This window comes from Roseateles sp. GW821-FHT02E12, assembly GCF_059421665.1.
This window is the reverse complement of the sequence record NZ_JBWKVK010000001.1, coordinates 1,127,522-1,151,409: the sequence shown is the minus strand read 5'-3', so window position 1 is coordinate 1,151,409 and position 23,888 is coordinate 1,127,522. Positions and strand designations below refer to the sequence as shown.

Annotated in this window: 21 protein-coding genes; 12 read left to right on the top strand and 9 right to left on the bottom strand. The window is 70.0% G+C overall.

What is annotated here, in order from left to right; translation table 11 throughout:
• Window positions 1–299 precede the first annotated feature (299 nt).
• Window positions 300–1,532, top strand: a complete 1,233-nt coding sequence (locus AC07V5_RS05510; protein ID WP_495114614.1) for an NAD(P)/FAD-dependent oxidoreductase — start codon at window positions 300–302, stop codon at window positions 1,530–1,532.
• Here the strand turns inward: AC07V5_RS05510 and pcaF are convergent, their stop codons facing one another.
• The 3 genes from pcaF to AC07V5_RS05495 are packed head-to-tail and all read right to left on the bottom strand — an operon-like array spanning window position 1,533 to window position 4,974.
• Window positions 1,533–2,735, bottom strand: a complete 1,203-nt coding sequence (gene pcaF, locus AC07V5_RS05505; RefSeq protein ID WP_495114613.1) for a 3-oxoadipyl-CoA thiolase — start codon at window positions 2,733–2,735, stop codon at window positions 1,533–1,535.
• On the bottom strand, window positions 2,732–4,180 hold the full coding sequence (locus tag AC07V5_RS05500; RefSeq protein WP_495114612.1) for a 3-hydroxyacyl-CoA dehydrogenase: 1,449 nt from the start codon (window positions 4,178–4,180) through the stop codon (window positions 2,732–2,734). Before AC07V5_RS05500 ends, pcaF begins: the two co-directional genes overlap by 4 nt.
• A complete protein-coding gene (locus tag AC07V5_RS05495) occupies window positions 4,177–4,974 on the bottom strand; it encodes an enoyl-CoA hydratase-related protein (protein WP_495114611.1) in 798 nt (265 codons plus the stop codon). The genes AC07V5_RS05500 and AC07V5_RS05495 overlap by 4 nt, the downstream gene beginning before the upstream one ends.
• Before the next feature lie 117 nt (window positions 4,975–5,091).
• Here AC07V5_RS05495 and AC07V5_RS05490 point away from each other — a divergent pair, with 117 nt between their 5' ends.
• The 3 genes from AC07V5_RS05490 to AC07V5_RS05480 all read left to right on the top strand — a co-directional run bounded on the left by AC07V5_RS05490 (window position 5,092) and on the right by AC07V5_RS05480 (window position 8,750).
• Window positions 5,092–6,168: a sensor histidine kinase gene (locus AC07V5_RS05490; RefSeq protein WP_495114610.1), complete on the top strand. Its 1,077-nt coding sequence runs from the start codon at window positions 5,092–5,094 to the stop codon at window positions 6,166–6,168.
• On the top strand, window positions 6,165–6,923 hold the full coding sequence (locus AC07V5_RS05485; protein ID WP_495114609.1) for a LytR/AlgR family response regulator transcription factor: 759 nt from the start codon (window positions 6,165–6,167) through the stop codon (window positions 6,921–6,923). Before AC07V5_RS05490 ends, AC07V5_RS05485 begins: the two co-directional genes overlap by 4 nt.
• Before the next feature lie 108 nt (window positions 6,924–7,031).
• Window positions 7,032–8,750 (top strand): M14 family metallopeptidase, encoded by a 1,719-nt coding sequence (locus AC07V5_RS05480; RefSeq protein ID WP_495114608.1) that lies wholly within the window; start codon window positions 7,032–7,034, stop codon window positions 8,748–8,750.
• Window positions 8,751–8,787: 37 nt separating this feature from the next.
• Here AC07V5_RS05480 and AC07V5_RS05475 read toward each other — a convergent pair whose 3' ends face one another.
• Window positions 8,788–9,654: a 23S rRNA (adenine(2030)-N(6))-methyltransferase RlmJ gene (locus AC07V5_RS05475; RefSeq protein ID WP_495114607.1), complete on the bottom strand. Its 867-nt coding sequence runs from the start codon at window positions 9,652–9,654 to the stop codon at window positions 8,788–8,790.
• A gap of 102 nt (window positions 9,655–9,756) precedes the next feature.
• Between AC07V5_RS05475 and AC07V5_RS05470 the strand changes: the two genes are divergently transcribed.
• From AC07V5_RS05470 to AC07V5_RS05450, 5 genes are all read left to right on the top strand, one after another.
• Window positions 9,757–10,848, top strand: a complete 1,092-nt coding sequence (locus AC07V5_RS05470; RefSeq protein ID WP_495114606.1) for an alkene reductase — start codon at window positions 9,757–9,759, stop codon at window positions 10,846–10,848.
• A gap of 100 nt (window positions 10,849–10,948) precedes the next feature.
• Window positions 10,949–12,163 (top strand): peptidoglycan-binding domain-containing protein, encoded by a 1,215-nt coding sequence (locus AC07V5_RS05465; RefSeq protein ID WP_495114605.1) that lies wholly within the window; start codon window positions 10,949–10,951, stop codon window positions 12,161–12,163.
• Between the two features lie 157 nt (window positions 12,164–12,320).
• The gene (locus tag AC07V5_RS05460; protein ID WP_495114604.1) at window positions 12,321–12,809 is read left to right on the top strand and encodes a hypothetical protein; all 489 of its coding nucleotides are present in this window, start codon (window positions 12,321–12,323) and stop codon (window positions 12,807–12,809) included.
• Window positions 12,810–12,856: 47 nt separating this feature from the next.
• Window positions 12,857–14,983 carry a hypothetical protein gene (locus tag AC07V5_RS05455; protein WP_495114603.1) on the top strand — a complete coding sequence of 709 codons (2,127 nt, stop codon included), beginning with the start codon at window positions 12,857–12,859 and terminating at the stop codon, window positions 14,981–14,983.
• Between the two features lie 49 nt (window positions 14,984–15,032).
• Complete coding sequence (locus AC07V5_RS05450; RefSeq protein ID WP_495114602.1) at window positions 15,033–16,319, top strand: hypothetical protein; 1,287 nt, start codon at window positions 15,033–15,035, stop codon at window positions 16,317–16,319.
• Window positions 16,320–16,335: 16 nt separating this feature from the next.
• On the opposite strand, the gene AC07V5_RS05445 is transcribed toward AC07V5_RS05450, so the two are convergent.
• Window positions 16,336–17,487, bottom strand: coding sequence for a hypothetical protein (locus AC07V5_RS05445; RefSeq protein WP_495114601.1), 1,152 nt, complete (start codon window positions 17,485–17,487; stop codon window positions 16,336–16,338).
• Window positions 17,488–17,576: 89 nt separating this feature from the next.
• Here AC07V5_RS05445 and AC07V5_RS05440 point away from each other — a divergent pair, with 89 nt between their 5' ends.
• Window positions 17,577–18,938 (top strand): pyridoxal phosphate-dependent decarboxylase family protein, encoded by a 1,362-nt coding sequence (locus AC07V5_RS05440; protein ID WP_495114600.1) that lies wholly within the window; start codon window positions 17,577–17,579, stop codon window positions 18,936–18,938.
• Here AC07V5_RS05440 and AC07V5_RS05435 read toward each other — a convergent pair.
• Window positions 18,913–19,476, bottom strand: a complete 564-nt coding sequence (locus AC07V5_RS05435) for an MOSC domain-containing protein (RefSeq protein WP_495114599.1) — start codon at window positions 19,474–19,476, stop codon at window positions 18,913–18,915. The genes AC07V5_RS05440 and AC07V5_RS05435 overlap by 26 nt on opposite strands.
• 116 nt (window positions 19,477–19,592) lie before the next feature.
• On the opposite strand from AC07V5_RS05435, the gene AC07V5_RS05430 reads away from it, so the two are divergent.
• Entirely contained in the window at window positions 19,593–20,843 is a 1,251-nt protein-coding gene (locus tag AC07V5_RS05430; RefSeq protein WP_495114598.1) for a cation:proton antiporter, read from the top strand.
• Window positions 20,840–21,958: a YbdK family carboxylate-amine ligase gene (locus AC07V5_RS05425; RefSeq protein WP_495114597.1), complete on the top strand. Its 1,119-nt coding sequence runs from the start codon at window positions 20,840–20,842 to the stop codon at window positions 21,956–21,958. The genes AC07V5_RS05430 and AC07V5_RS05425 overlap by 4 nt, the downstream gene beginning before the upstream one ends.
• Before the next feature lie 2 nt (window positions 21,959–21,960).
• On the opposite strand, the gene AC07V5_RS05420 is transcribed toward AC07V5_RS05425, so the two are convergent.
• The 3 genes from AC07V5_RS05420 to AC07V5_RS05410 are packed head-to-tail and all read right to left on the bottom strand — an operon-like array spanning window position 21,961 to window position 23,873.
• Window positions 21,961–22,857, bottom strand: a complete 897-nt coding sequence (locus AC07V5_RS05420; RefSeq protein WP_495114596.1) for a heme o synthase — start codon at window positions 22,855–22,857, stop codon at window positions 21,961–21,963.
• Window positions 22,858–22,860: 3 nt separating this feature from the next.
• A complete protein-coding gene (locus AC07V5_RS05415) occupies window positions 22,861–23,187 on the bottom strand; it encodes a cytochrome C oxidase subunit IV family protein (protein WP_495114595.1) in 327 nt (108 codons plus the stop codon).
• Between the two features lie 8 nt (window positions 23,188–23,195).
• Window positions 23,196–23,873 carry a heme-copper oxidase subunit III family protein gene (locus AC07V5_RS05410; RefSeq protein WP_495114594.1) on the bottom strand — a complete coding sequence of 226 codons (678 nt, stop codon included), beginning with the start codon at window positions 23,871–23,873 and terminating at the stop codon, window positions 23,196–23,198.
• Window positions 23,874–23,888: the final 15 nt, after the last annotated feature.

Below are 23,888 nucleotides of genomic sequence, written 5' to 3'. Positions count from 1 at the left end.
AGGCCCCAATAGACTCAGCAACCAGGGGGTCTGTGTGCTTTACATGGCGGAAACCTAGGGCAATCACCGCCCCAACCGGGGGGTGACGGACGGCACGGGCGTTGTCACATGACCACACAAATCCAAATCCCCTAAATGAGTCAGGGCAGCCCCGCGGGTGCTATTTGGGCTGCCGGCCACTTCCAGGAGGCTGTCGGGCTTTGGGCCGCGTGCGCGCCGGGGCGAGTTGCGGGGCGAGGCAAGGCGCCAGCGAGGACAGCCTCCTAGAATCGCCGACCTCCTCGAAATACCCCATCGAATTGACTGCTGAGACACAGGCGGGCGCCAAGCCCGCCGGACCGGGCTGCGAGGTCCTGATCGTTGGCGCCGGCCCCGCGGGCAGCGCGTGCGCCCGCTTGCTGGCTCGCGCTGGCGTCGATGTGCTGCTGGTTGACCAGCAGCCGCCCGGCCGGGACAAGATCTGCGGCGACGGCCTCATTCCCGATGCGCACAAGGCCCTGGCCCGCCTCGGCCTGCTGGACGAGGTCATGCGGCTGGCCCAGGCCGTGACCCATGTCGGCTGCATCGGCCCGCGCGGCGGGCGCATCGATGTGCCGGGGTCGCTGGCCGTGCTGCCGCGGCGCGAGCTGGACGCGCTGCTGCTGCGTGCGGCCCGTGACGCGGGTGCCCGCTTCGAGCAGGCGCGCTTCGAGGCGCCGCTGGAGCAGGATGGCCGCGTCATCGGCGCGCGGCTCAAGCGCGGTGACGAGATCGTCGAAGTGGCGGCGCGCTGGGTGGTGCTCGCCACCGGCGCGGTGCCCAAGGCGCTGACCGCGGCCGGCATGTGCGAGCGCCACACGCCCAGCGGTGTCGCGCTGCGCGGCTACGTGAAGGCGCCGCAGATGGTGGGCAAGATCAAGGCGCTGGAAGTCGTCTGGGACAAGTCGGTGCGGCCGGGCTATGGCTGGATCTTCCCGGCGCCGGACGGCCACTTCAACATCGGCGTGGGCGTCACCGACAGCCACAAGGACCTCGGCGGCGGCAAAGGGCAGAAGAAAGACATCAACCTGCGTGCCATCTTCGATGCCTTCGTCGCCAAGTACGCGCCGGCCGCCGAGCTGATGCGCGTGGGCGAACTGGTGGGCGAGCTCAAAGGCGCGCCGTTGCGCTGCACGCTGACCGGTGCCAAGTGGACCCGGCCCGGGCTGCTCGTCACCGGCGAGGCCGCGGGCAGCACCTATTCCTTCACCGGCGAAGGCATTGGCAAGGCGATGGAGACCGGCATGCTGGCGGCCGACGCCATCCTCGGGCACACCGATGACACGGCCGCACGCGCGGCGTACGAGGCCGGCCTGACTGCGCTCAAGCCGAAGTTCGATCTCTACGAGCGTGCCAACCGCGTCAACGCCCACCCCTGGCTGGCCGACCTGTTGATCTGGCGCGCCAAGAAGAGCCCGCGGCTGCTCAAGCGCATGAGCGGCGTGCTCAACGAGACCAGCAACCCGGGCAATCTGGTCAGCCTGAAGGGCATCTCCAGGCTGTTCTTCGAGTAGCTAGACCCGCTCGACGATGAGCGCGATCCCCTGCCCGACACCGATGCACATCGTGCACAGCGCATAACGGCCACCCGTCACTTCAAGCTGGTTGATCGCCGTCGTCACCAGGCGCGCGCCACTGGCGCCGAGCGGGTGGCCCAGCGCGATCGCGCCGCCGTTCGGGTTCACGCGGGCGTCGTCGTCCGCCAGGCCCAGGTCGCGCAGCACGGCCAGGCCCTGGGCGGCAAACGCCTCGTTCAACTCGATGACGTCCATCTGCGCCAGCGTCAGGCCCGTCAGCGCCAGCACCTTGCGCGTCGCCGGCGCCGGGCCGATGCCCATGATGCGCGGCGCCACGCCGGCCGTGGCCATGCCGACGACACGGGCGCGGGGCTTCAGTCCATGGCGCGCAGCCTCGGCCTCGCTGGCCAGCAGCAGCGCACAGGCGCCGTCGTTGACGCCGCTGGCGTTGCCCGCCGTCACGCTGCCGTCGGGCTTCACGACGCCCTTGAGCTTGGCCAGCGCCTCCAGGCTCGTCTCGCGCGGATGTTCGTCCAGCAGCACGCGCAACGGGTCGCCCTTCTTCTGCGGCACCTCGACCGGCACGATCTCGCGCTCGAAGAAGCCGCGCTTCTGCGCCGCGATGGCCTTCATCTGGGACGCCAGCGCCATGCGGTCCTGGGCCTCGCGCTCGATGCCGAAGTCGGCCGCGACGTTCTCCGCCGTCTCCGGCATGGCGTCCACGCCGTACTGCGCCTTCATCGCCTTGTTGATGAAGCGCCAGCCGATGGTGGTGTCGTAGATCGCGTTCGCGCGGCTGAAGGCGCTCTCGGCCTTGGGCATGACGAAGGGCGCGCGGCTCATGCTCTCCACGCCGCCGGCGATCATCAGCCCGGCCTCGCCAGCGCGGATGGCCCGCGCGGCCGTGCCGACCGCATCCAGGCCCGAGCCGCACAGGCGGTTCACGGTGCTGCCCGGCACATCCACCGGCAGGCCGGCCAGCAGCGCGGCCATACGGGCGACGTTGCGGTTGTCCTCGCCGGCCTGGTTGGCGCAGCCGTAGATGACGTCGGCAACCTGGGCCCAGTCCACGCCGGCATTGCGCGCCATCAAGGCCTTGATCGGCAGCGCCCCGAGGTCGTCGGTGCGGATGGAGGACAGCGCGCCACCGTAGCGGCCGAAGGGGGTGCGAATCGCGTCGCAGATGAAGGCGTGGGTCATGACGTGAGTCTCAGATAGGGGCTGACGCGGTAGCGTTCGCCACGGTAGTAGGTGTCGAGTCGGTCCAGCAGGGCCACGATGGGCCCGGCGCCCCACTGCCCCTGCCACTCGAACGGCCCGGCCGGGTAGTTGACGCCCAGCTTCATGGCCGCGTCGGCGCCTGCCTCGTCGCAGACACCTTGCTGCACGGCGTCGTTGGCCTCGTTGACCAGCATGGCGATGGTGCGGGCGACGATGAGACCCGGCGTGTCGACCATTTCGAGCGGCTTGAATCCGAGCGCCGCCAGCCAGCCCACCGGATCACTGAAATTGCCGGACTTGGCATAGGCCAGGTCCGAAGCAGCGCCCAGCGGCAGGTCGAAGACGACGACCGGCGCCTGCAGATCGCGCTCGGCGGCGATCTCCCGGGCCGTGCGCCCGTCCGTCAGCCGGATCTGGGCGCGATCGGCCTCCAGGCCGACCCAGTCGCTGGCGGGCTGACGCTCGGCCTGCGGAAAGGCGGCAGCGAAGCGCTCCGCGACAGCGCCCTGGCCATGCACGACCAGGCGCTTCGCGCTCGGTTGCGGATAGCTGTGGTGATGCACCGCTGGCGCGCCCTCGGGGTAGCGGTAGAAGCCGCGCCCGCTCTTGCGGCCCAGGAAGCCCGCGTCCACCAGCTCCTGCTGCACCAGCGACGGCGTGAAGCGGCGGTCGAAGAAGTTGGCGGCGAAGACCGAGTTCGTCACCGCGAAATTGGTGTCGTGGCCGATCAGGTCCATCAGCTCGCACGGGCCCATGCGGAAGCCCGCCGCGCGCAGGCAGGCATCGATGAGCTCGGGCGTGGCCGCGTGGTCCTGCAGCAGCATCAGCGCCTCGGCGTAGTAGGGCCGGGCGATGCGGTTGACGATGAAGCCGGGGGTGGAGCGGGTGTGCACCGCGGTCTTGCCCCAGCGGCCGGCGAGGTCGAAGACAGCCTGCGCGATGGCCGGGTCGGTGCCCAGGCCCGACACCACCTCGACCAGCTTCATCAGCGGCACGGGGTTGAAGAAGTGCATGCCCACCAGCCGCTCCGGCTTCTTCATGCCACGCGCCAGCGCCGTCACGGAGATCGACGAGGTGTTGGTCGCGATGACGGCCTCCGTCGGCAGCAGCGCCTCCAGCTCGGCGAACAGCGCACGCTTGATGTCGAGGTTCTCGACGATGGCCTCGACGACGAGGTCCACCGGCACCAGGGCCTCCACCGGCGTGATGCGGGCCAGCGTCGCGGCGGCAGCCTCGGCCGTCAGCTTGCCTTTGGCGACGAGGCCTTCCAGCGTCTGCACGAGCTTGGCCTTGGCAGCCTCGGCCACACCGGCGCGGGCGTCGAACAGGGCGACCTGATGGCCGGCTTGGGCGGCCACCTGGGCAATGCCGGCGCCCATCAGGCCGGCGCCGACGACGAGGATGCGGGAGTCGTTCAGGTTCATTCGTTCGATGTCCAGTTGGGCTTGCGCTTGCCAAGGAAGGCGGCAAAGCCTTCACGGGCCTCAGGCGTCTTGCGCACGCGGGCAATGGTGTGAGCCGTCAGCTCACGCACTTCCAATGTGACCGGGCCGGGCGCGAGCCGCGCGTAGAGCTGCTTGATCTCGGCCTGGGCGGCGGGGCCGCAGGCGAGCAGGTCGGCGACGAAGGCCTCCACCGCGGCATCCAGCCCCTCGGCGGGCACCACGCGCTGCACGAGGCCCACGCGCTGCGCCTCGGCGGCGTCGATGCGGGCAGCCGTCAGCGCCAGCCGTCGCGCCTCGCGCAGGCCCACGGCGTTGACGAGATGCGGCCCGATGACGGCGGGCAGGATGCCCATGCGGGCCTCGCTGACCGAGAAGCTCGCCGCGTCGGACGCGACGGCCATGTCGCAGGCCGCCGCCAGCCCCACGCCGCCGCCGAGCGCCGCGCCCTGCACGCGGGCGAGGGTCGGCTTCGGGCATTCGGCGATGCGGGCCAGCATGGCCGAGAAGCGGCGCGCGTCAGCCAGGTTGTCGTCCTGAGACGCGGCCGCCGCGCGCTGCATCCACTGCAGGTCGGCGCCGGCGCTGAAGTGCTTGCCGGCACCGGCCAGCACGATGACGCGCACGCTGGCGTCACCGCCGAGCAGCGCAAAGGCCGCGTCCAGTTCGGCGATCAAGGTCTCGTCGAAGGCGTTGAAGACGGCCGGCCGACTCATGGTCAGCACCGCCACGCCGGTGTCGCTGCGCTGGAGGTCGAGGGAGGTCCAGGAAGGCATGGGCGGCATTCTGCACTTTTCCCGACCGATCGGTCGACTGAGCCGTTCAGGCGTCCCAGCCTGCCATTCGCCGCCGCCCGCCGCCGTCGGCGTTGAGCGCCTCCTAGACTGTGTGCCATGTCAGCTTCAAGCCCCAAGCCGCGCCATTTCCTGCTGGACTGGCAGCAATGGCTCTACCCCGGCTCGCGCCGCGTCTTCACGCCGGACGAGCTGGCGCGTGCCGGCAATCAGCCTTGGCCGCAGGCCATCGACCAATGCGTCTACGGCAATCTCGTGATGCTGCTGGCGGTCAACACGGCGCCGATGATGCGTCATCACATCCCGTGGCTCTGGCCCATCGTGCTGGGGCTGGCCTGGGCCGTACTGACGGCGGCTCACTGGCTCTGGCGCAAGCCGACGCGCCACCGGCTCAATGCCGCTTGCTACGCCCTCTTCGCGGTGGTCATCGCCGTCTCCATCGCCGCCGCCAAGCTGGGCTGGCGCGAGCAGGTGCTGGAGCTGCTGCCGCTGCAGCTCGCCATCCTGACGGCCATCGTCTCGATCTGGTGGATCCTGACCCTCTACCGCGTCGACCAGATCGAGGCGCGGCTGCGCGAGCTGGCCGAGCAGGAAGCGGCGCTGCGGCTGCAGACCCGCCTGGCCGCCGCCCAGATCCAGCCGCATTTCCTGTTCAACACGCTGGCCTCGCTGCAGCACTGGGTGGACACCGGTGACGCCCGCGCGGCGCCGCTGCTGCGCGATTTCACGGCCTACCTGCGTGCCACGCTGCCGATGTTCGAACGCGAGCTGCAGCCACTGGCCGATGAGGCGGAGATGGTGCGCCGCTACCTGACCATCATGCAGGCGCGGCTGGGTGCGCGGCTGGCCTTCACCATCGACGTGCCGGCCGATCTGGATGCGCCGTTGCCGCCCGGCATCGTGCTGACGCTGGTGGAGAACGCCATCGCCCACGGCATCGAACCGCAGCTGCGTGGCGGCCATGTCGAGATCGCCGCACGCCGCGAGGCCGATCGCCTCGTGCTGACCATCCGCGACGACGGCCCGGGCCTGGCGCCCGGCTGGGCCGAGGACGTGGGCCTGTCCAACACCCGCCGCCGGCTGCTGAGCGCCTTCCCCAACGCCACGTTGACCCTGGCCGATGCCGCGCCCGGCTGCATCGCCACACTGACCCTGCCGACCCCCCCTCTCACATGACGACCCTCACCGCCCTGATTGCCGACGACGAGGAAGCCCCGCGCGAACAGCTGCGCGCCGCCCTCACCCGCCTCTGGCCCGAGCTGAACATCGTGGCCGCCAGCACCAACGGCGTCGAAGCCTGGGACGACTGCCTGGCGCACGAGCCGGCCATCGCCTTCCTCGACATCCGCATGCCGGGCCTCACCGGCCTGGAGGTTGCGCGCCGCCTGTCGGCCCTGGCCACGCCGCCGCTCATCATCTTCGTGACGGCCTATGACGACCACGCGCTGGCCGCCTTCGACGCCGGCGCCGTCGACTACGTGCTCAAGCCGGTCGACGACGAGCGGCTGGCACAGACGCTGGCCCGGTTGCGCGCCCGCCTGGCTCAACCGGCGCCCGACACGACGGCCCTGCAGCGCCTGCTCGCCAGCTTCGCGGCGCCGAAGCCCGCGCCCCGCCCCATCCAGGCCGGCGTCGGCCGCGAGGTGCTGCTGATCCAGCCGGACGAGGTCATCTATTTCGAGGCCGACCAGCGTTACACCCGCGTCGTCCACCAAGGCGGCGATGCGCTGATCCGCACGCCGCTGCGCGAGCTGCTGACGCAGTTCGACCCGGACCAGTTCTGGCAGATCCACCGCAGCGTGCTCGTCAACAGCCGCTGCATCGCGCGCGCCATCCGCATCGACGAGGGCAGCATGGTCGTCACGCTGCGCGGCCGGGACGAGAAGCTGCCGGTATCGCGGCAGTTCCAGGCTCTGTTCAAGGGTCAATAGACAGACGCCGAGGGCAAACCCTGGCCTGGGCGGCGGGGCGAGTTCCGACAATCCGCGCCACACAGAGACCCCTAGATCTTGGGACCCCGTACCCAGGACAACGCCGCCATGCCCACCCCATTGCCCAACCCGCGCTTCGACCACTTCTACCGCCACGACGAACTGACTGCCCTGCTGTTCGCCTATGCCGAGGCGCGGCCCAACCTGGTGTCCGTGCGCTCCATCGGCAAGAGCTACGAGGGCCGCGACATCTGGGTGGTCGTCGTCACGAATCTCGCCAGCGGCACGGACATCGACAAGCCGGCGCTGTGGGTGGACGGCAATATCCACGCGGCCGAGCTGACCGCGTCGACCACCTGCCTCTACTACCTGCACCAGCTGCTCAACCTGCACGGCAGTGCGTCGCCTGAGGCCGCCCAGGTCAACCGCCTGCTCGACACGCGCGCCATCTACCTCGTGCCGCGCCTGAATCCCGACGGCGCCGAGCTGGCGCTGGCCGACCGGCCGCGCCACATCCGCAGCTCCACGCGGCCCTACCCCTACACCGAGGAGCCGGTGGAAGGCCTGACTGCCGAAGACATCGACGGCGACGGCCGCATCCTGACGATGCGCGTGCCCGACCCGCACGGCGGCTACAAGAAATATGCCGCTGACCCGCGGCTGATGGTGGCGCGCGAGCCGGGCGAGTTCGGTGGCGAGTACTTCCGCCTCATCCCCGAGGGCTTCATCAAGAACCACGACGGGCTGACGGTCAAGGTCAACGCCGACCGCGAAGGGCTGGACCTGAACCGCAACTTCCCCGGCGAATGGCGCCAGGAGTTCGAACAGCTCGGCGCCGGGCCCTACCCCACCAGCGAGCCCGAGGTGCGGGCCATGGTGGACTTCATCACCCAGCATCCCAACATCGGCGCGGCCGTCAGCTTCCACACCCACAGCGGCGTCATCCTGCGCCCCTGCGGCACGCGCAGCGACAAGGACATGACGCCCGAGGACCTGTGGCTGATCCAGAACCTCTCGGCCCTGGGCGAAAAGCACACGGGCTACCCGGCCATCAGCATCTACGAAGAGTTCCGCTACCACCCCAAGGACGTCATCACCGGCACGCAGGACTGGGTCTACGAGCACCTGGGCGCGCTGTTCTGGGTCGTGGAGCTGTGGTCGCCGAACAAGGAGGCCGGCGTCGAGGCCGAGAAGTGGATCGACTGGTACCGCGAGCACCCCGTCGAGGACGACCTCAAGCTCTTGAAGTGGAGCGACGAGAAGTGCGGTGGCAAGGCCCACGTGGACTGGACGCCCTTCCAGCATCCGCAGCTCGGCTCGGTGGAGATCGGCGGCTGGGACAAGATGAACTACTGGCGCAACCCGCCGCCCGCCCTGCGCGAGCGTGAGGCCGCGCGCTTCCCTGGCTGGTTATCTCAGATTGCGATGAGCCTGCCCAAGCTCGAGCTGATCCGCACCGAGGTTCGGGCGCTGGGGCCGGACATGTGGCGGGTGCGCTTGGCTGTGGCCAATGCCGGCTATCTGCCGGCCTATGTGACGCAGCGGGCGCTGGAGCGCAAGACGGTGCGCGGCGTCATGTTCGAGATCCACATGCCCGTGAACGACCCGGCCATCAGCCTGGTCAGCGGCAAGGAGCGCATGGAAGGCCCGCAGCTCGAAGGCCATGCGCCCAAGCAAAGCCAACTCGCCTTCCTGTTCAACAAGCACCCCACCGGAGACCGCGCCGTGGCGGAGTGGGTGGTGCGCGCGCCCGTGGGCACGCGACTGGCGCTGTCGGCCAGCGCGGAGCGCGCCGGCGTGATTCGTACGGAAGTCGTGCTGGACTGAGCCGCGCAAACGGCTGGCTCAACCGGCTTGCCGCCGGTCAAGCCGCTTTTTGTTCGAGCACGTAGTTCGCGCCGTCGTACTGGCCCAGCTTCTCCACCAGCACCGGCAGGCATTCGGCCAGCTCGTCGTGCAGCGTGAACGGCGGGTTGGCGATGAACATGCCGCTGCCCAGCATGCCCAGGCCCTTGCCGTCCGGGCGGTCCGCGGGTGCGGCCACGGTCAGGCGGACATGCAGCCAGCCCTTCTTGGCGTTCGTGTCCGCGCTGCCCTTCAGTCGTGCGGCCAGCTGGCTCGACTCCAGCAACTGCAGTTGCGGGTACCAGACCATGACGACCGTGTCGGCCGCGCGCTCCAGCGCCTCGCGCAGCGCCGTCAGCACCTTGCCGTAGTCGCTCTTGATCTCGTAGGACGGGTCCATCAGCAGCGCGGCGCGGCGGGTGGGCGAGGGCAGCTCGGCCTTGATGGCGGCAAAGCCGTCGGTGTCCCGCACCTGGGTCTGCGGGCGGGTGTCGAGGTAGCTGGCCAGGATGCGGTGGTCCGTCGAGTGCAGCTCGTAGACGCGCAGCCGGTCAGTCTCGCGCAACAGCATGTTGGCGATGGCCGGCGAGCCGGGGTACTGGCGCAGCTGGCCGTCGGGGTTGAAGGCGCGCACCAGGTCCAGGTAGTCGGCCAGCGGCGCGGGCAGGTCCTTGCGGTCGTACAGCCGCGCAACGCCCTCGGCGTACTCGCCTTTCTTCTGCGCGTAGCGGCCCTCGACCGAGTAGCCGCCGGCGCCGGCGTGGGTGTCGATCAGCGTGAAAGGCTTGTCCTTTTCAGCCATGTAGCGCAGCACGCGGGTCAGCACCAGGTGCTTGAGAACGTCGGCATGGTTGCCGGCATGGAAGGCGTGGCGGTAGGCGAGCATGGGGCGATTGTCGCTAACACAACCCGGATCAACCCCGCCGAACCGGGGAAAGCGAGGCAGGACTAGCCTTGCAGTCATCGTTTCTGCCCCTATTTCACTGCCATGCCTACCCTTTTCGACCCCGTCCGCTTCGGCGATATCCAGCTCGCCAACCGCGTCGTCATGGCGCCCCTGACGCGCAACCGCGCGACGCGCCAGACACCGCACGACCTCCACGTCGAGTACTACCGCCAACGCGCCGGTGCCGGCCTGCTGATCACCGAAGCCACCCAGATCCGCCCCGACGGCCAGGGCTATTTCGACACGCCCGGCATCCACACGCCCGAACAGATCGCCGCCTGGAAGCAGGTGACCGATGCCGTGCACGCCGAGGGCGGCAAGATCGTCGTGCAGCTCTGGCACGTGGGCCGCATCTCGCTGAACAGCCTGCAGCCGGGCGGCCAGCAGCCGGTGTCGTCCACCAACCGCGCGGCCAAGACCAAGACCTACGCCGCCTACGGCGAGCTGGTGCCGACCGACGTGCCGCGCGCGCTCGCCACCCACGAGATCCCGCAGCTGATCGCCGACTACGTGCAGGCCGCCAAGAACGCCATCGCAGCCGGCTTCGACGGCGTCGAGATCCACAGCGCCAATGGCTATCTGCTGGACCAGTTCCTGCGCGACAGCGCCAACGACCGCACCGATGAATACGGCGGCTCCATCGAGAACCGCGCGCGGCTGCTGATCGAGGTGATGACGGCCGTGGCCGGCACCATCGGCGCCGGCCGCACCGCGCTGCGCCTGAGCCCGGTGACGCCCAGCAACGACATCGGCCAGGACAGCAATCCGCAGGCGCTTTTCAACTACGTGGCCGAGCAGCTCAGCCCGCTGAAGCTGGCCTTCCTGGAAGTGGTGGAAGGCGCCACCGGTGGCGCGCGCGACGTGGCCCCGTTCGACTACGCCGAGCTGCGCCGCCGCTTCAACGGCCCCTGGATCGTCAACAACGGCTATGACCGCACGATGGCGCTGGACGCCGTCGCCAGCGGCCATGCCGACGCGGTGGCCATCGGCCGGCCCTTCATCGCCAACCCCGACCTGGTCGAGCGCCTGCGCGACAACCTGCCCTGGGCCGCACCGCAGAAGGAGACCTTCTACGGCGGTGGTGCCGAGGGCTACACGGACTACCCCGTGGCGGCCGAGCTCCAGCGAGCCTGACGCTCGCGCCGCCCATCCTCAAGTTCGAGGATGGCGGCGACTCCCAGGCTCACTATCTTGCGCGCGAGCCGGCACGGTGCCGGCGCGAACGGAGATGCGCATGATCAGCCTGGGATGTGTGGACGATGGCGTGTCGGATGCGCAGTGCAGCGCCTACCTCAAAGAGGTCGAGACCCTGACGCGCCGGCCGCTGACCGAGATCCAGGCCGGCAGCGACCACCTCCAGGTGCAGCGCCTGCCTGCGGCAGCCGCCGGCACGATGAGCGTGAAGGAGGTGCAGCAGGCGCTCAAGACCCTCGGCTTCTTCCCCGGCGGCCAGGTGGACGGCATCTGCGGCTACCGCACGCAGTCGGCCATCCGGCTCTTCCAGGAGCAGGTGCGCAGCGTCGAGAAGCTGGCCTGCACGCCCGACGGCCAGTTCGGCCCCCAGTCGCAGGAGCACCTGCGGCGCTGGCTGGCCGGCGGCCTGCGCCCGAGCTGGGACGGGGCCGTCGCGGCCTGGGCGGCGGGCAAACCGACGGGAGAGTTCGACGACTGGCTGACGTGGCTGAACGCCGTCAAGGCCAAGTACCAGGCCGCACCCAGCCCCGTGCTGGCGCTCGTCAACGCCGCCAGCAGGACCGGCGACACGCGCAAGGTCGCGGACTGGGACTTCTCGCCCCAGGCGGGCATCCACCTCATCGGCATCCGCCGCGAGGTGATGTCCGGCAAGTTCGACGACATCTTCGTGCTGCTCATCAAGGGCCTGGTCTACAAGTTCCAGGGCACCACCGACCCCGGCGCCACCGAGAACCCCGCCGGCATGCCCTTCCTCGTGCCCGGCCAGCACAACTACCACTTTGGCTGGCACAAGAGCACCTACCTCGCGCTCAAGCCCGAGGGCGCGGGCGTGCTCGTCGTGCGCGCAGGCGCTGACGCCAAGCTCACGCCCGACGACCTGGCGCGCGGCCTGGAGGTCAACGCCACCATCAACGTCCACTGGGGCGGCCGCGGCCTGCTGGGGCAGGTGAACAACTGGTCCGAAGGCTGCCAGGTCATCACCGGCTCGGTCTACGTCGACCCCGCCAACCGTCTCGTCAGCTGCCAGCCCTTCGCCGCCGTCACGCCCGCCGAGCCGCGCGACCCGGCTTCGAAGAAGACGCGTGGCGCCTACAACATGCTGCTGGACCTCGTCACCGCGCTGGGCAGCGACGTGGGCGACGGCCGCGTGAAGTACACGCTGGTGGAGGCGGCGGACCTGGCGCTGCTGCCAGAGCAGCTCCGGCAGGACCTGGCGAGGGTGGGCAAGGAAGTGGTGGCCCTGGCGGGAGGGTGAGGGGGGCGGGGGCAGGCCCCTAGTCCAAAGCGCCGCCTTCATCACTGCTGCGGATGACCTCGGCCCACACCCGGCGCCTACTGCCAGCACAGCGGTAACGTGCCGCCTCGGCCGCCGCATCCGCCCCGAACTGCATCGCACCGACCAGGAGTTCACCATGGCCACAACCAAGCCCGCATCCAAGTCCGCGCCCAAGCCGGCGGCCAAGACCGTTGCAACGCCTGCCGCGGCCCCCAAGCCAAAACCCACGGCCGTGGCTGCGGCCACGCCCATGCCCGCAGCCAAGAAGGTCGTCGTCAACATCAAGGTCGACCTGGTGGTGAACACCGAGGACGACCTGCGCCAGATCGTCTTCGGGCTGGAGAAGAGCACCGACGAGAACGGCCTGCCGAAGTGGGTCATCCACTTCAAGCTCTTCAAGCGCAACAGCACGTCCGTCGACTACACCAAGCCGCGCGTGAGCCTGGATGTCGTGGTGGACAAGGACCTGCACGACAAGGCGGCCGAAACGGCCAAGAACGGCCTCAACACGGCCCAGGAGGCCCACCTGTCCGGCCCCGTCGCCGATGCCGCGGAGGAAAGCACTCAGCCCGGCGGCACGCCGCCCACGGAAGAGGTGAAGGACACCCTGAACCAGACGGAGTGAGGCCGGCGCACGGCTGCCACCCCACCCCGTACCGCGAGGGCCGCCCCATGCAACCTGCCGCGCGACTGATGGCGGCCGGCGTTCTGCTGGCCGCGCTGGCGCCCGCCCGGGCCGAGGGAGACGAGCCGCCCGAGCCTGCCGAAGCGAAGCAGGAAGACAAGGCCGTCATCCCGCAGGGCTGCCCGGCCAACAAGGCCTTCGGCGGCTGGCGCATCCAGTCGGTGGACGTGCGCACGCCGCTGGCCTTCCTGCCCTGGATCGCCGCCGACCTGAAGCAGGCCCGGGGGCTGGCCCAGCGCCTGGTCGGCCAGCCCTACGACGCCAATCGCATCAGCGAGGTGCAGGACCAGATCGGCGACCTGCCTTTCGCCCGGCTGGACCGCGAAGCCCGCGTGGGGGGGCGCGTGCTCGCAGCGGTGGTGACTTGCCAGCCCGGCGAGACGCTGGACCTGACGTTCCACGTGCATGCCATCAAGGCCTCGCTGTCCATCGCCACCACCTGGGAGGCGCGCCAGCGCGAGCTTGCCGCGCCCGAGCAGCAGGCGGGCCAGGAAGCGCTGCGCAAGGGCCTGCGCCTGCAGCCCCGCGCGGGCTATCAGGCCGGCGAAGGCCTGGGGGCCGGCGCGGCGGCGCTGTACAAGCGCATCGACGCCGGCGCCGACGCCTACTGGCGCACGCTGGCCGTCGACGGCTACGTCAGCGACCGGCTGCGCGACCTGAGCCTGGCGGCGGAGGGCTGGCACGACCCCAAGAGCGGCACCTGGGCCCATCTGTCCTGGCGGCTGGGCTATGCCGACCAATCCGCCCCCGCCAAGGCCGTGTCGCGCCTGGGGCAGAGCGGCCTGCAGGCGCAACTGCTGGCCCAGACCCGGCCCCTGGGCGACTGGAGCCTGCCTTTGCGCCTGGGTGCCGCACTGGACGCCGGCGAGCACCGCAGCGGCGGCCAGGACAACCCGGCGGCCGGCCTCACGGCCAACCAGCACACCCAGTCCCTCAAGCTCATGGCCGGCACCACCGCGCGGCTGGATCGCCAGAGCCTGGCGGCCAGCTACGCGGTCGAGTTCGGCGCCGGCAACGGCGGCGCGGGCAGCATCGACTGGGTCAAGCAGATCGTCGACGTCGCGCACCAGGGCCGCTGGCGCGTGGGAGACCACCGCTTCCTGTCGGTCGACACCCGGCTCAGCTTCGGCCAGCTCAGCGAGCGCGGCGTCGTGCCCCACAGCGCGCGCTTCTACGCCGGCGGGCGCGAGCAGCGCTTCATCGGCGGTGAGGAGTGGCAGATCCGCGCCGCCCCGCTGCTGCGCAGCCTGGGCACCAACGCGCTGGCCAACGTGGCCGCCAGCCCGGGCTACCAGCGCTTCGCGGCGCTCAACCTCACGGCCTCGGCACCCGTCTACAACACGCCGCTCGTGCCCAAGGAGCTTTACGACAGCCCCGATCAGGTCGAGGACCTGCTGCAAGGCCAGCTCAATTCGGCCGCGAGCTCGCTGGCCAACGACATGCGGCCCGACCTGCCCGCCTTCCGCCAAGCCATCGCCCACCTGCCGCAGGTGCAGCAGACGCTGGCCGCGCTGGACAGCGCCGCGGTGGCCGCCCAGCCGCCGGCGGGCGCCCCGGCCGGCGCGGCCTTCACCGCGTGCCGGGCCCAGGTGGCCAAGGCCCAGTCCAACACGGTGAAGGTGCTGGAGCGCACGGGCTCCGCCCAGGTGGGCTATTTCAGGATGCTGCTGCCCGCCGGGAGCAACCTGCTCGTGAAAGCGGCGGCGGCGTGCGCCGACGTCTTCAACGCCACGGCCCACAGCCCGCAGATTGCCCAACTGGGTGCCGCCCTGCGGGCTTCCGCCGATCAACTGGCGGCCTGGTTCGTCGCCGACACCGACGTGGCCAAGGCCGCGGCGGAGCGCGAGATCCAGCCCGTGCGCCGCATCGTCCACACGCTGTTCAACGAGATGAACATCGTCGCCGTCAGCCCCCTGCTGCTGCTGGACGTCGTCACCCTCGGCCCCCGCCCGGCCGGCGCGCCGCGCACCCGCATCGGCCTGGGCACGGGGCTGCGCGCCACGCTGGTGGACAGCGTGGACTTCAGCCTGGGCTACATGGTCAACATGCGTCGCCAGGCCGGCGAGGCCCGCGGCGCCTTCTTCCTCACGATGGAATTCAAGGACCCGTTCTGAACGCGGGCCATGCACGCACCGAAGACAACGACTGACGAAGGGAGGCCCCATGGCCCAGATCGACGACATGATTGCCAACGCCTCGCGGCTCGCGGCCTTTGCCCAGCAGCGCAACGTCCAGCTGACGCCCGCGCAACTGACGGCCTTGCTGGGTGCCACGGCCAACGCAGCGGCGCTGCAGATGCCCGGCGCCGCCCAGGAGGAGTTCTTCGCGGCCTACAACGCCACCATCCACGCCATCACCCTGCCCGTCTACGCCGGTTTCGTGCGCTGCGAAGTGGTGCGGCCGCTGCAGGCCGACGCCGACCTGCTGCTGGCCTTTGCCGGCGGCAACGGCAGGAAGATCGACGACACCATCCGCGACGGCATCGTCAACACGGGCGTCGCAGTGAACACGGGTGCGCTGACCGCCACCGACGAGCAGCAGTTCCGGGAGGCCTACGAGGGCCTCACCGTCGCGCTGGCCCCCGTCAACGTGCAGACGCTGGCCGCCTCCGAGACGGTGCTGCCCGGCTGGTCGAGGGCGATCCTCGATCTGCGGAGCTGGTCGTTTGGCCGCCTCTTCAACGTCGCCGTATTCCTGGTCGTGCTGATCGTCACCTGCGTCACGCTCAGCTACTACGCCGAAGGCACCTTCGGCCTGAACCGCTACCAGGAACTGACCAAGATCATTGCCGAAGCCAACAAGGACGTGACCGCCAAGACGAGCGCCAAGGCCGGCACCGCCCTGGCGCTGGCCGCCGCCGAGAAGAAGCCTGCCGACGGCGCCGCGCTGGCCGCGGCCAGGAAGGCCGATGACGACGCAGACGCCGCCCTGAAGCTCGCGCAGGACGCTCAGAAACTCGCCAAGGCCGAGCAGGACGCCATCCCCGACCGGGTCAGCACCTGGGCCGCCCGGCCCTGCAGCCCGAGCGCCACCTTGATACAGCAGTACTTCCTGTGCAGCGAATCCCAGAAGACGGCCGCGCAGTCCAAGCTCACCCTCGCCGACAAGCTCGACGCCGCCCGCGCCGTGGCTGCGCGGCTCAGCGGCGTGTACCTGCTGCTGCTGATGGGCTGGCTGGGCGCGCACGCCTTCATCCTGCGCAGCATGAGCAAGGCCATCGGCGAACGCAGCTTCGCGCCCAACGCCGGTTTCGGCCACATCGTGCGCGTCGGCATGGGTGCCCTGGCGGGCATCGCGTCCAGCTGGCTGCTCAAGCCCGAGGACGTGGGCGGCGCGCAATGGGCCAACCTGCCCGTGTGGGCCCTGGCCTTCGTGGCCGGCTACAGCACCGAGCTGGTGTTCGCCTTCATGGACCGCATCCTCGGCGCCTTCCTCGACAAGAAGACCTGAGCTTGCATTCCGGCCCTCAGGACTGGAAGGCGCCCGGGCTGGCCGCCGGCGCGGCAAGGGCCACCGTGCCGCGCGGGTGCCGGTACTCGCGCGTCGGCGTGAGCTTCATGCCCTCGGCCTCGCCCGCGTCCTGCGCCTTGCCGCGCAGCGATGAGCCGGGCTTGAGCCGGTAGTCGTCGCGCGCCGCGCGCACGAACTCGTCCCAATCGGCGCTGAAGTTGGCGCGCCGCGTCCAGTGCCCTTCGGCCGCAAGCTTGGGCGCACCGACGAGCAGGTTGTTGGCCAGCACCACCTCGGTCTGCGTCGGCGTCACGCGCAGCCAGATGCCGCCGCTGGGGCGTTGGTCCACCAGCGTGTTGTTGACGAGGTAGAGCGCCTGCCTTGGCCATTTCGCGCCTTCGACGCCAAAGGAGATGACGTGGGGGTTCTCCGTCGTCGAGCTCTGCATGATGAGGTTGCCCATGACGACGGCGACGCCCCCGTTGGCAAACTCCAGTTCATAGCTCGCGCGGCCGCCGATCTCGTCAGACAGGCGGTTGTAGAGGATGTGGTTCAGCGCCGCACGGCTCTTCAGCAAGTGGCCGTGCAGGCCGTGGTGGAAGTAGCTGCCGCTGACGGCCAGGCGCTTGATGGCACCGGCGTAGAGGTTATGCGTCTTGCCATCACGCGGCAGGATGGCACCGAAGTCGCAGTCGACGATGTCCAGCTCGATGCTCTCGTCGTTGGCCGTCAGCACGCCGTTCTCGTTGTCGCTGAACGTGCAGTCCACCAGCGTCAGCGAGCCGGCCTCCAGCCGGATGCCGGCGCCATTGCCGTCGGGCACCGCGGCGCCGGAGAAGTCGAAGCCCTCGATGCGCTGGCGCCGGCCCGTCGTCACGAACAGGCCCTTGCTCTGGGCATGGGCACCGGCCGCCACCAGCTTCACGCGACCGCCTACGGCGCGCAGCGTCAGCTCGTGCTGGGGCCAGGTGGCGGCGTCGGCCCGGTACTCGCCCGCATCCACCTCGACGAGCGTGCCGTCCTTCGCCTGGCGTGCTGCGGCGGCCAGCGACTTCACGGCGCGCCGCGGGCCCACCTGCAGCACCGGCCCGGCATGCGCCAGCGCGGGTGCCAGGCCGGCGATCAGCAGGGCACGTCGCCGCAGCGGCGAGACATCGAGACGGGGCATGCGCGGTGCACGTTCCAGCTGTTGAGGATGGCGGCGATTGAATCACGCACCCCACAATCGCCGGCATTCGTAACGCGAGGGCCCACGCCATGAAGGACTTGCTCGAAGACGCGGCCCGGCGTGCCATCGCCTATCTCGACGGCATGGCCGAACGCAGCGTGGCCCCCAGTGACGAGGCGGTGGCCGCCCTCGCAAGCCTGCGCGTGCCGTTGCCCGCGGGCCCGCAGCCGGCGCAGCAAACGCTGCGCGAGCTGGACGAACTGGGCTCGCCGGCCACGCTGGGCATGAACGGCGGACGCTTCTTCGGCTTCGTCATCGGCGCCTCGCTGCCGGTCAGCATCGCCAGCAACTGGCTCACCACCGCCTGGGACCAGAACGCCGCGCTGCATGCCGCGTCGCCCGGCGCCGCCACCCTGGAGAGCGTGGCCCTGGGCTGGCTGCTGGACCTGCTGCACCTGCCCGCCACGGCCGGCGGCGCCTTCGTGACCGGCGCGACGATGGCCAACTTCTCGGCACTGGCCGCGGCCCGCCATGCGCTGCTCAAACGCGAGGGCTGGAACGTGGAGGCCGAGGGCCTGTTCGGCGCGCCGCCCATCACCGTCGTCATCGGCGACGAGGCCCACCCGACGCTGCTGAAATCGCTCGGCATGCTGGGCCTGGGGCGCAGCCGCGTCGTGCGCGTGCCCGTGGACGGGCAGGGCCGCATGCGCGCCGACCAATTGCCTGCGTTGCGCGGCCCCACCATCCTGTGCACCCAGGCCGGCAACGTGAACACCGGTGCGTTCGATCCCTTCGAGCCGCTGGTGGCCGCCGCGCACGAGCGGGGCGCCTGGGTGCATGTGGACGGCGCGTTCGGCCTGTGGGCCGCAGCCAGCCCGGCGCACGCACACCTGGTGCGCGGCATGGCCGAGGCCGACTCCTGGGCCACGGATGCGCACAAATGGCTCAACGTGCCCTACGACAGCGGCCTGGCGCTGGTGCGCGATGCGCAGCCGCTGCGCGCGGCCATGGCCATCTCGGCCGACTACCTGCCCACCGAGAGCGAGTTCCGCAACCCGTCCGACTACACACCCGAGCTGTCGCGCCGCGCGCGCGGTGTGGACGTGTGGGCCGCGCTGCGCACGCTGGGCCGCAGCGGCGTGGCCGAGCTGGTGGCGCGCTGCTGTGCGCATGCGCGCCGCTTCGCCGAGGAGCTGTCGGCCGCCGGCTGCCCGGTGCTGAACGAGGTGGTGCTGAACCAGGTGCTGGTGAGCTTTGGCGATGCCGGCATGACGCGGCGCGTTATCGCGGCGCTGCAGCAGGAAGGCAGCTGCTGGGCCGGCCCCACCGTCTGGCAGGGGCAGACGGCGATGCGCCTGAGCGTCAGCTCCTGGGCCACGACGGACGAGGACGTGACGCGCAGCCTCGCCGCCGTCCGGCGCGTGCTCAGCGCTTGCGCATCTTCGCCTTGAACAGCTCGACGATGCCGACCTCGCGCGGCCCCGCGATCACCTCGAAGGCCTGGCCGGCCGCGATCGTGCCCTCGCGCTTCACGGCCAGATAGAAGCCGCAGTAGCCGCTCTGCACCATCAGCTTGGCGGCCTGGTTGAAACCCATGTGGGCGTTGAACTTGAAGCAGGGGTAGCGCGGCTCGGAGACGACGAGTTCGCAGTCCGGAAAGCGCAGCACGTCGCCGATCCACGCCTTGCTCTCCAGCAGGCCGGCGAGCGTCAGGTTCTCGCCGCAATCCCCCGGTTGAAGTTCCACGGGCACCTTGGCCTGGCCGCGCACCGTCTGCCAGAACGCGTAGTGCTCCTGCGGGTAGGCGTAGATGGCCTTGGCCAAGCCACCGTGCACCGTCGGGTCGGCCTGCTCGTCGCCCTCCAGGCCCAGCGGCCCGACGGCGACCGCACCCGCGCGCGGACGCTTGCGGATGGCAGAGGCGAGGGTCTGGCCATCGGTGGCGGTGAAGTGCTCGACGCGGGCCGTGTTGACGCTGAGAAGTTGCATGCCGCCATTCTCCGGGAGAGCGCTTTCAGCATGGTTTTCGGCGTCTTGGCCTACACGCCCCGTCACGGTGCCCCTCTAGGCTTATCCGCAAAACTTCAGAACCTCCAAGGGGAGACATGAACGCACTCGACACCGGTGCCCGGGTCTGGGCCGGCTTGGCCGTCCCGCCGTCCAGCGGGCTGATGTTCGTCGTCGGCGTGTTGCTGGCCGGCGCGCTGGCCGGCGAATTCATCGCCGCGACGACGCGGCTGCCGCGCGTGGTCGGCTACACGCTGGCGGGCTGCGTCGCGGCCGCCTTCGGCCACGGCGTTGCCATGCCGCTGGCCGGCGCCGCGCAGACCGTCACCGACCTGGCGCTGGGCCTGCTGCTGTTCGAGATCGGCAGCCGCGTGCACCTGCGCTGGCTGGCCCGCAACCCGGGCCTGGCCGTGACGAGCCTGGCCGAAGCACTGCTCAGTGCGGTGGCAGTGGCTTTGGTGCTCCGCCTGTTCGATCTCGGCTGGCAGACGGCCATCGCCTGCGCCATCCTGGCCATGCCGGCACCGGCCGCCGTGTCCGGCCGCGTCGCGATGGAGCTGGGCGCCGAGGGTCAAGTCACGCAACGGGCCTCGCTGTTGACGGCCTTGAACACGCTCTACGCCGTCGTCGCACTGACGCTGATGCGCACCTGGTGGGCCGCCGACGATGGCGGCAGCCTGTCGCAGGCGCTGGCCGGGCTGGCGATCTCGCTGCTGACGACGCTGGGCTTGGCCGCGCTGCTGGCGGGCGCCGTCTACCTCGTCGCACGGCGGCTGGATCTGCGCAATGAGAGCGCCGTGCTGCTGCTGTTCGGCCTCGTGGCCTTCGCCATCGTCGCGGCGCGCGCCATCGGCGTGTCCACGCTGCTGATGCCGCTGCTGGCCGGCCTCTTGCTGCGCAACACCAGTGAACGGCCGTGGGTGTGGCCACGCCACTTCGGCACTTCGGGCGGGGCGCTGGTGCTGATGCTCTTCGTCATCGTCGGCTCGGCCTGGTCGCCCAAGATCCTGGTGGCCGGCGGCTTTGCGGCGCTGGCCCTGCTGGCGGCGCGCTTCATCGCCAAGACCATCGCCATCGTGGCCCTCGCGCCGCTGGCCAAGGCGAGTTGGCGCCAGGGCCTGGCGCTGTCCATCACCATGACGCCGCTGTCGGCCACGGCCCTGGTCATGCTCAGCGAGCTGATGCGGGCCGAGCCCGAACTGGCCGCCGGCGCCGTGCCCATCATCCTGGCCAGCATCGCGGTGCTGGAGCTGATCGGCCCCATCGCCGTGCAGTTCGCGCTGCGCCTGGCCGGCGAGCTGCCGCCGGCGCCCAAACCCGCCTCGCGCAACAAGGAGGCCCGCGAATGAGCCTGGGTGCATTCTCCAAATCGCAACCGCTGACGCTGGGCGTCGAGCTGGAACTGCAGATCGTCAACAGCGCCGACTACGACCTGGCGCCCGTCTCGGCCGACCTGCTGCGGCTGATGGAAAAGCGCAGCATCCCGGGCGACGTGAAGCCCGAGATCACCAGCAGCATGATCGAGCTGGCCACCGGCGTGTGCGCGGGCTACGGCCAGGTGCTGTCGGAGCTGGGCCAGATCCGCGACGCGCTGGTGGGCTGCGCCGAGCAGCTGGACGTGGGCCTGTGCGGCGGCGGCACCCACCCCTTCCAGCACTGGAAGCGCCAGCGCATCTTCGAGACGCCGCGCTTTCACGAGCTGTCGTCGCTGTACGGCTATCTGTCTAAGCAGTTCACCATCTTCGGCCAGCACGTGCACATCGGCTGCCCCAGCGCCGACGAGGCCCTGGTGCTGCTGCACGGCATGAGCCGCTTCATCCCGCACCTGATCGCGCTGGCGGCCTCGTCGCCCTTTGTGCAGGGCGAGGACACCGGCTTCGACTCGGCGCGGTTGAACTCGGTCTTCGCCTTCCCGCTGAGTGGCCGCGCGCCCTTCGTGCAGACCTGGGACGACTTCGAGGCCTACTTCGCCAAGATGACCCGCACCGGCGTCGTCTCGGGCATGAAGGATTTCTACTGGGACATCCGCCCCAAGCCCGAGTTCGGCACCATCGAGGTCCGCGTGCTGGACACGCCGCTGACCATCGAGAAGGCCGCGGCACTGGCCGGCTTCATCCAGTGCCTGGCGCGCTGGATCACGGTGGAGAAGCCGTTCACGCTCAGCGAGGACGACTACCTGCCCTACACCTTCAACCGCTTCCAGGCCTGCCGCTTCGGCCTGGACGGCACCTTCGTCGACCCCGAGACCGGCGAGCACCGCGTGCTGCGCGACGACCTCATCACCGTGCTGAGCCGCCTGGACACCCACGCCGGCGACCTGCGCGCCGAGGCCGCGCTGCAACTGCTGCGCCGTGAGATCAATGGCATGGGCAACGACGCGACCTGGCTGCGGTGCATCGAGGAAGAAAACCACCTGCTGCCCGAGATGGTGCGGCGCGCCACCCGCCGCTGGCATGGCCGCTGACGTCAGGCCAGCAGGTAGTGGTCGCCCAGCAAGGCGGCGAACAGGCCGAACAGGTAGACGATGGAGAACCTGAAGGTGGGCATGCCCCAGCGGGCGTCCTGCTTCAGTCGCCAGGCGTGGCCGATGAAGCGCAGGCCCAGCAGCGATGCAGCCACGAGATAAGGCAGCCCGCTCATGCCGATGGCGACCGGCAGCAGGCTGATCGGCAACAGCGCCACGGCGTAGATGAACACGCGGCGGGCCGTGAACGGCACGCCGTGCGTGACCGGCAGCATGGGCACGTCGGCCTTGGCGTAGTCGTCGCGGCGGTGGATGGCCAGGGCCCAGAAGTGCGGTGGCGTCCAGACGAAGATGATGAGGAACAGCAGCAGCGCGCCGCCGTCGACTTGGCCCGTGATCGCCACCCAGCCGAGCAGCGGCGGCGCGGCGCCGGCGGCACCGCCGATGACGATGTTCTGCGGCGTGGCGTGCTTGAGGAACAGGCTGTAGACGACGGCGTAGCCGAGCAGCGAGGCGAAGGTCAGCAGCGCGCAGAGCAGATTGGTGAAGACCAGCAGCAGCGCCATGCCGGCCACGCACAGCGCCGCGGCGAACAGCGAGACGCTGCCCAGCCCGAGCGCGCCGCGCGGCAGCGGCCGGCCGCGGGTGCGGGCCATCAGCGCGTCGAGCCGGCGGTCCACCAGGTGGTTGATGGCCGCGGCGGCGCCGGCCACCAGCGCGATGCCCAGCGTGCCAAACAGCATCGGCTGCCAGGGCAGCAGCCCGCGCGAGGACAGCAGCATGCCGACGACGACGGTGAAGACCATCAGCGCGACGACGCGCGGCTTGGTCAGCTCCAGGTAGTCGCGCCAGCGCGGGCGGGCGGCCGGCAGCGGCTTGGCGAGTTCGGCGGTGGTCATGGGCTACTTGAAGAACAGCAGCCGGCTGAGCAGCGTGTGACTGGCCTCGGAGGCCATCAGCCCCACCAGCACCAGCAGCGCCAGCGGCGGCAGCAGGATGGCGCAGATCAGCGCCAGCCGCTCCCAGGCCATGTGCATGAAGATGGCCACGATGAAACCGGCCTTGAGCATCATCAGCACGAGGATGAGGCTCCAGCGCAGGAGGCCCTGGACGTGGAAGTAGTCGACGCCATAGGACATCGCGCTGAGCACGAACAGCAGCAGCCAGACCTTGAGGTACAGGCCAATGGGATGTTGCTGGTGTTGTTGAGGGGTTCCGGGGCTGCTCATGCTGCACCTCACCAGAGATAGAAGAACGCGAAGATGAAGACCCAGACCAGGTCGACGAAGTGCCAGTACAGGCCGGCGATCTCGACGATCTGGTAGTTGCCGCGCTTCTCGTAGCGCCCGCGCAGCAAGCGTGTCGCAACGACGCTGAGGTAGATGACGCCCGCGCTGACATGCAGGCCGTGGAAGCCCGTGATCATGAAGAAGCAGGAGCCGAACTGCGCGGCCCCCATCGGGTTGCTCCAGGGCCTCACGCCCTCCATGATGAGCTTGGTCCATTCGAAGGCCTGCATGGACACGAACACCACGCCGAACGCGGCCGTCGCGAACATCAGCAGCGCGGCCTTGCGGCGGTCACGCTGGTAGGCGAAGTTCACGGCCATGGCCATGGTGCCGCTGCTGCTGATCAGCACGAAGGTCATGATGGCGATCAGGATCAGCGGCAGGTTGGTGCCGCCTATGTGCAGCGCGAACACCTCGCTCGGGTTGGGCCAGGGCACCGTGGTCGACGCGCGCACCGTCATGTAGCCGGTCAGGAAGCTGCCGAAGATGAAGGTGTCGCTGAGCAGGAAGATCCACATCATCACCTTGCCCCAGGCGACGTGGAAGGCCTGGCGGTCGGACGACCAGTCGGCCACCAGGCCGCGCAGGCCGAGCGGCATGGCCGCTGAGCTGGGAATGGCACTCATGGTGGTGGGTCCTCC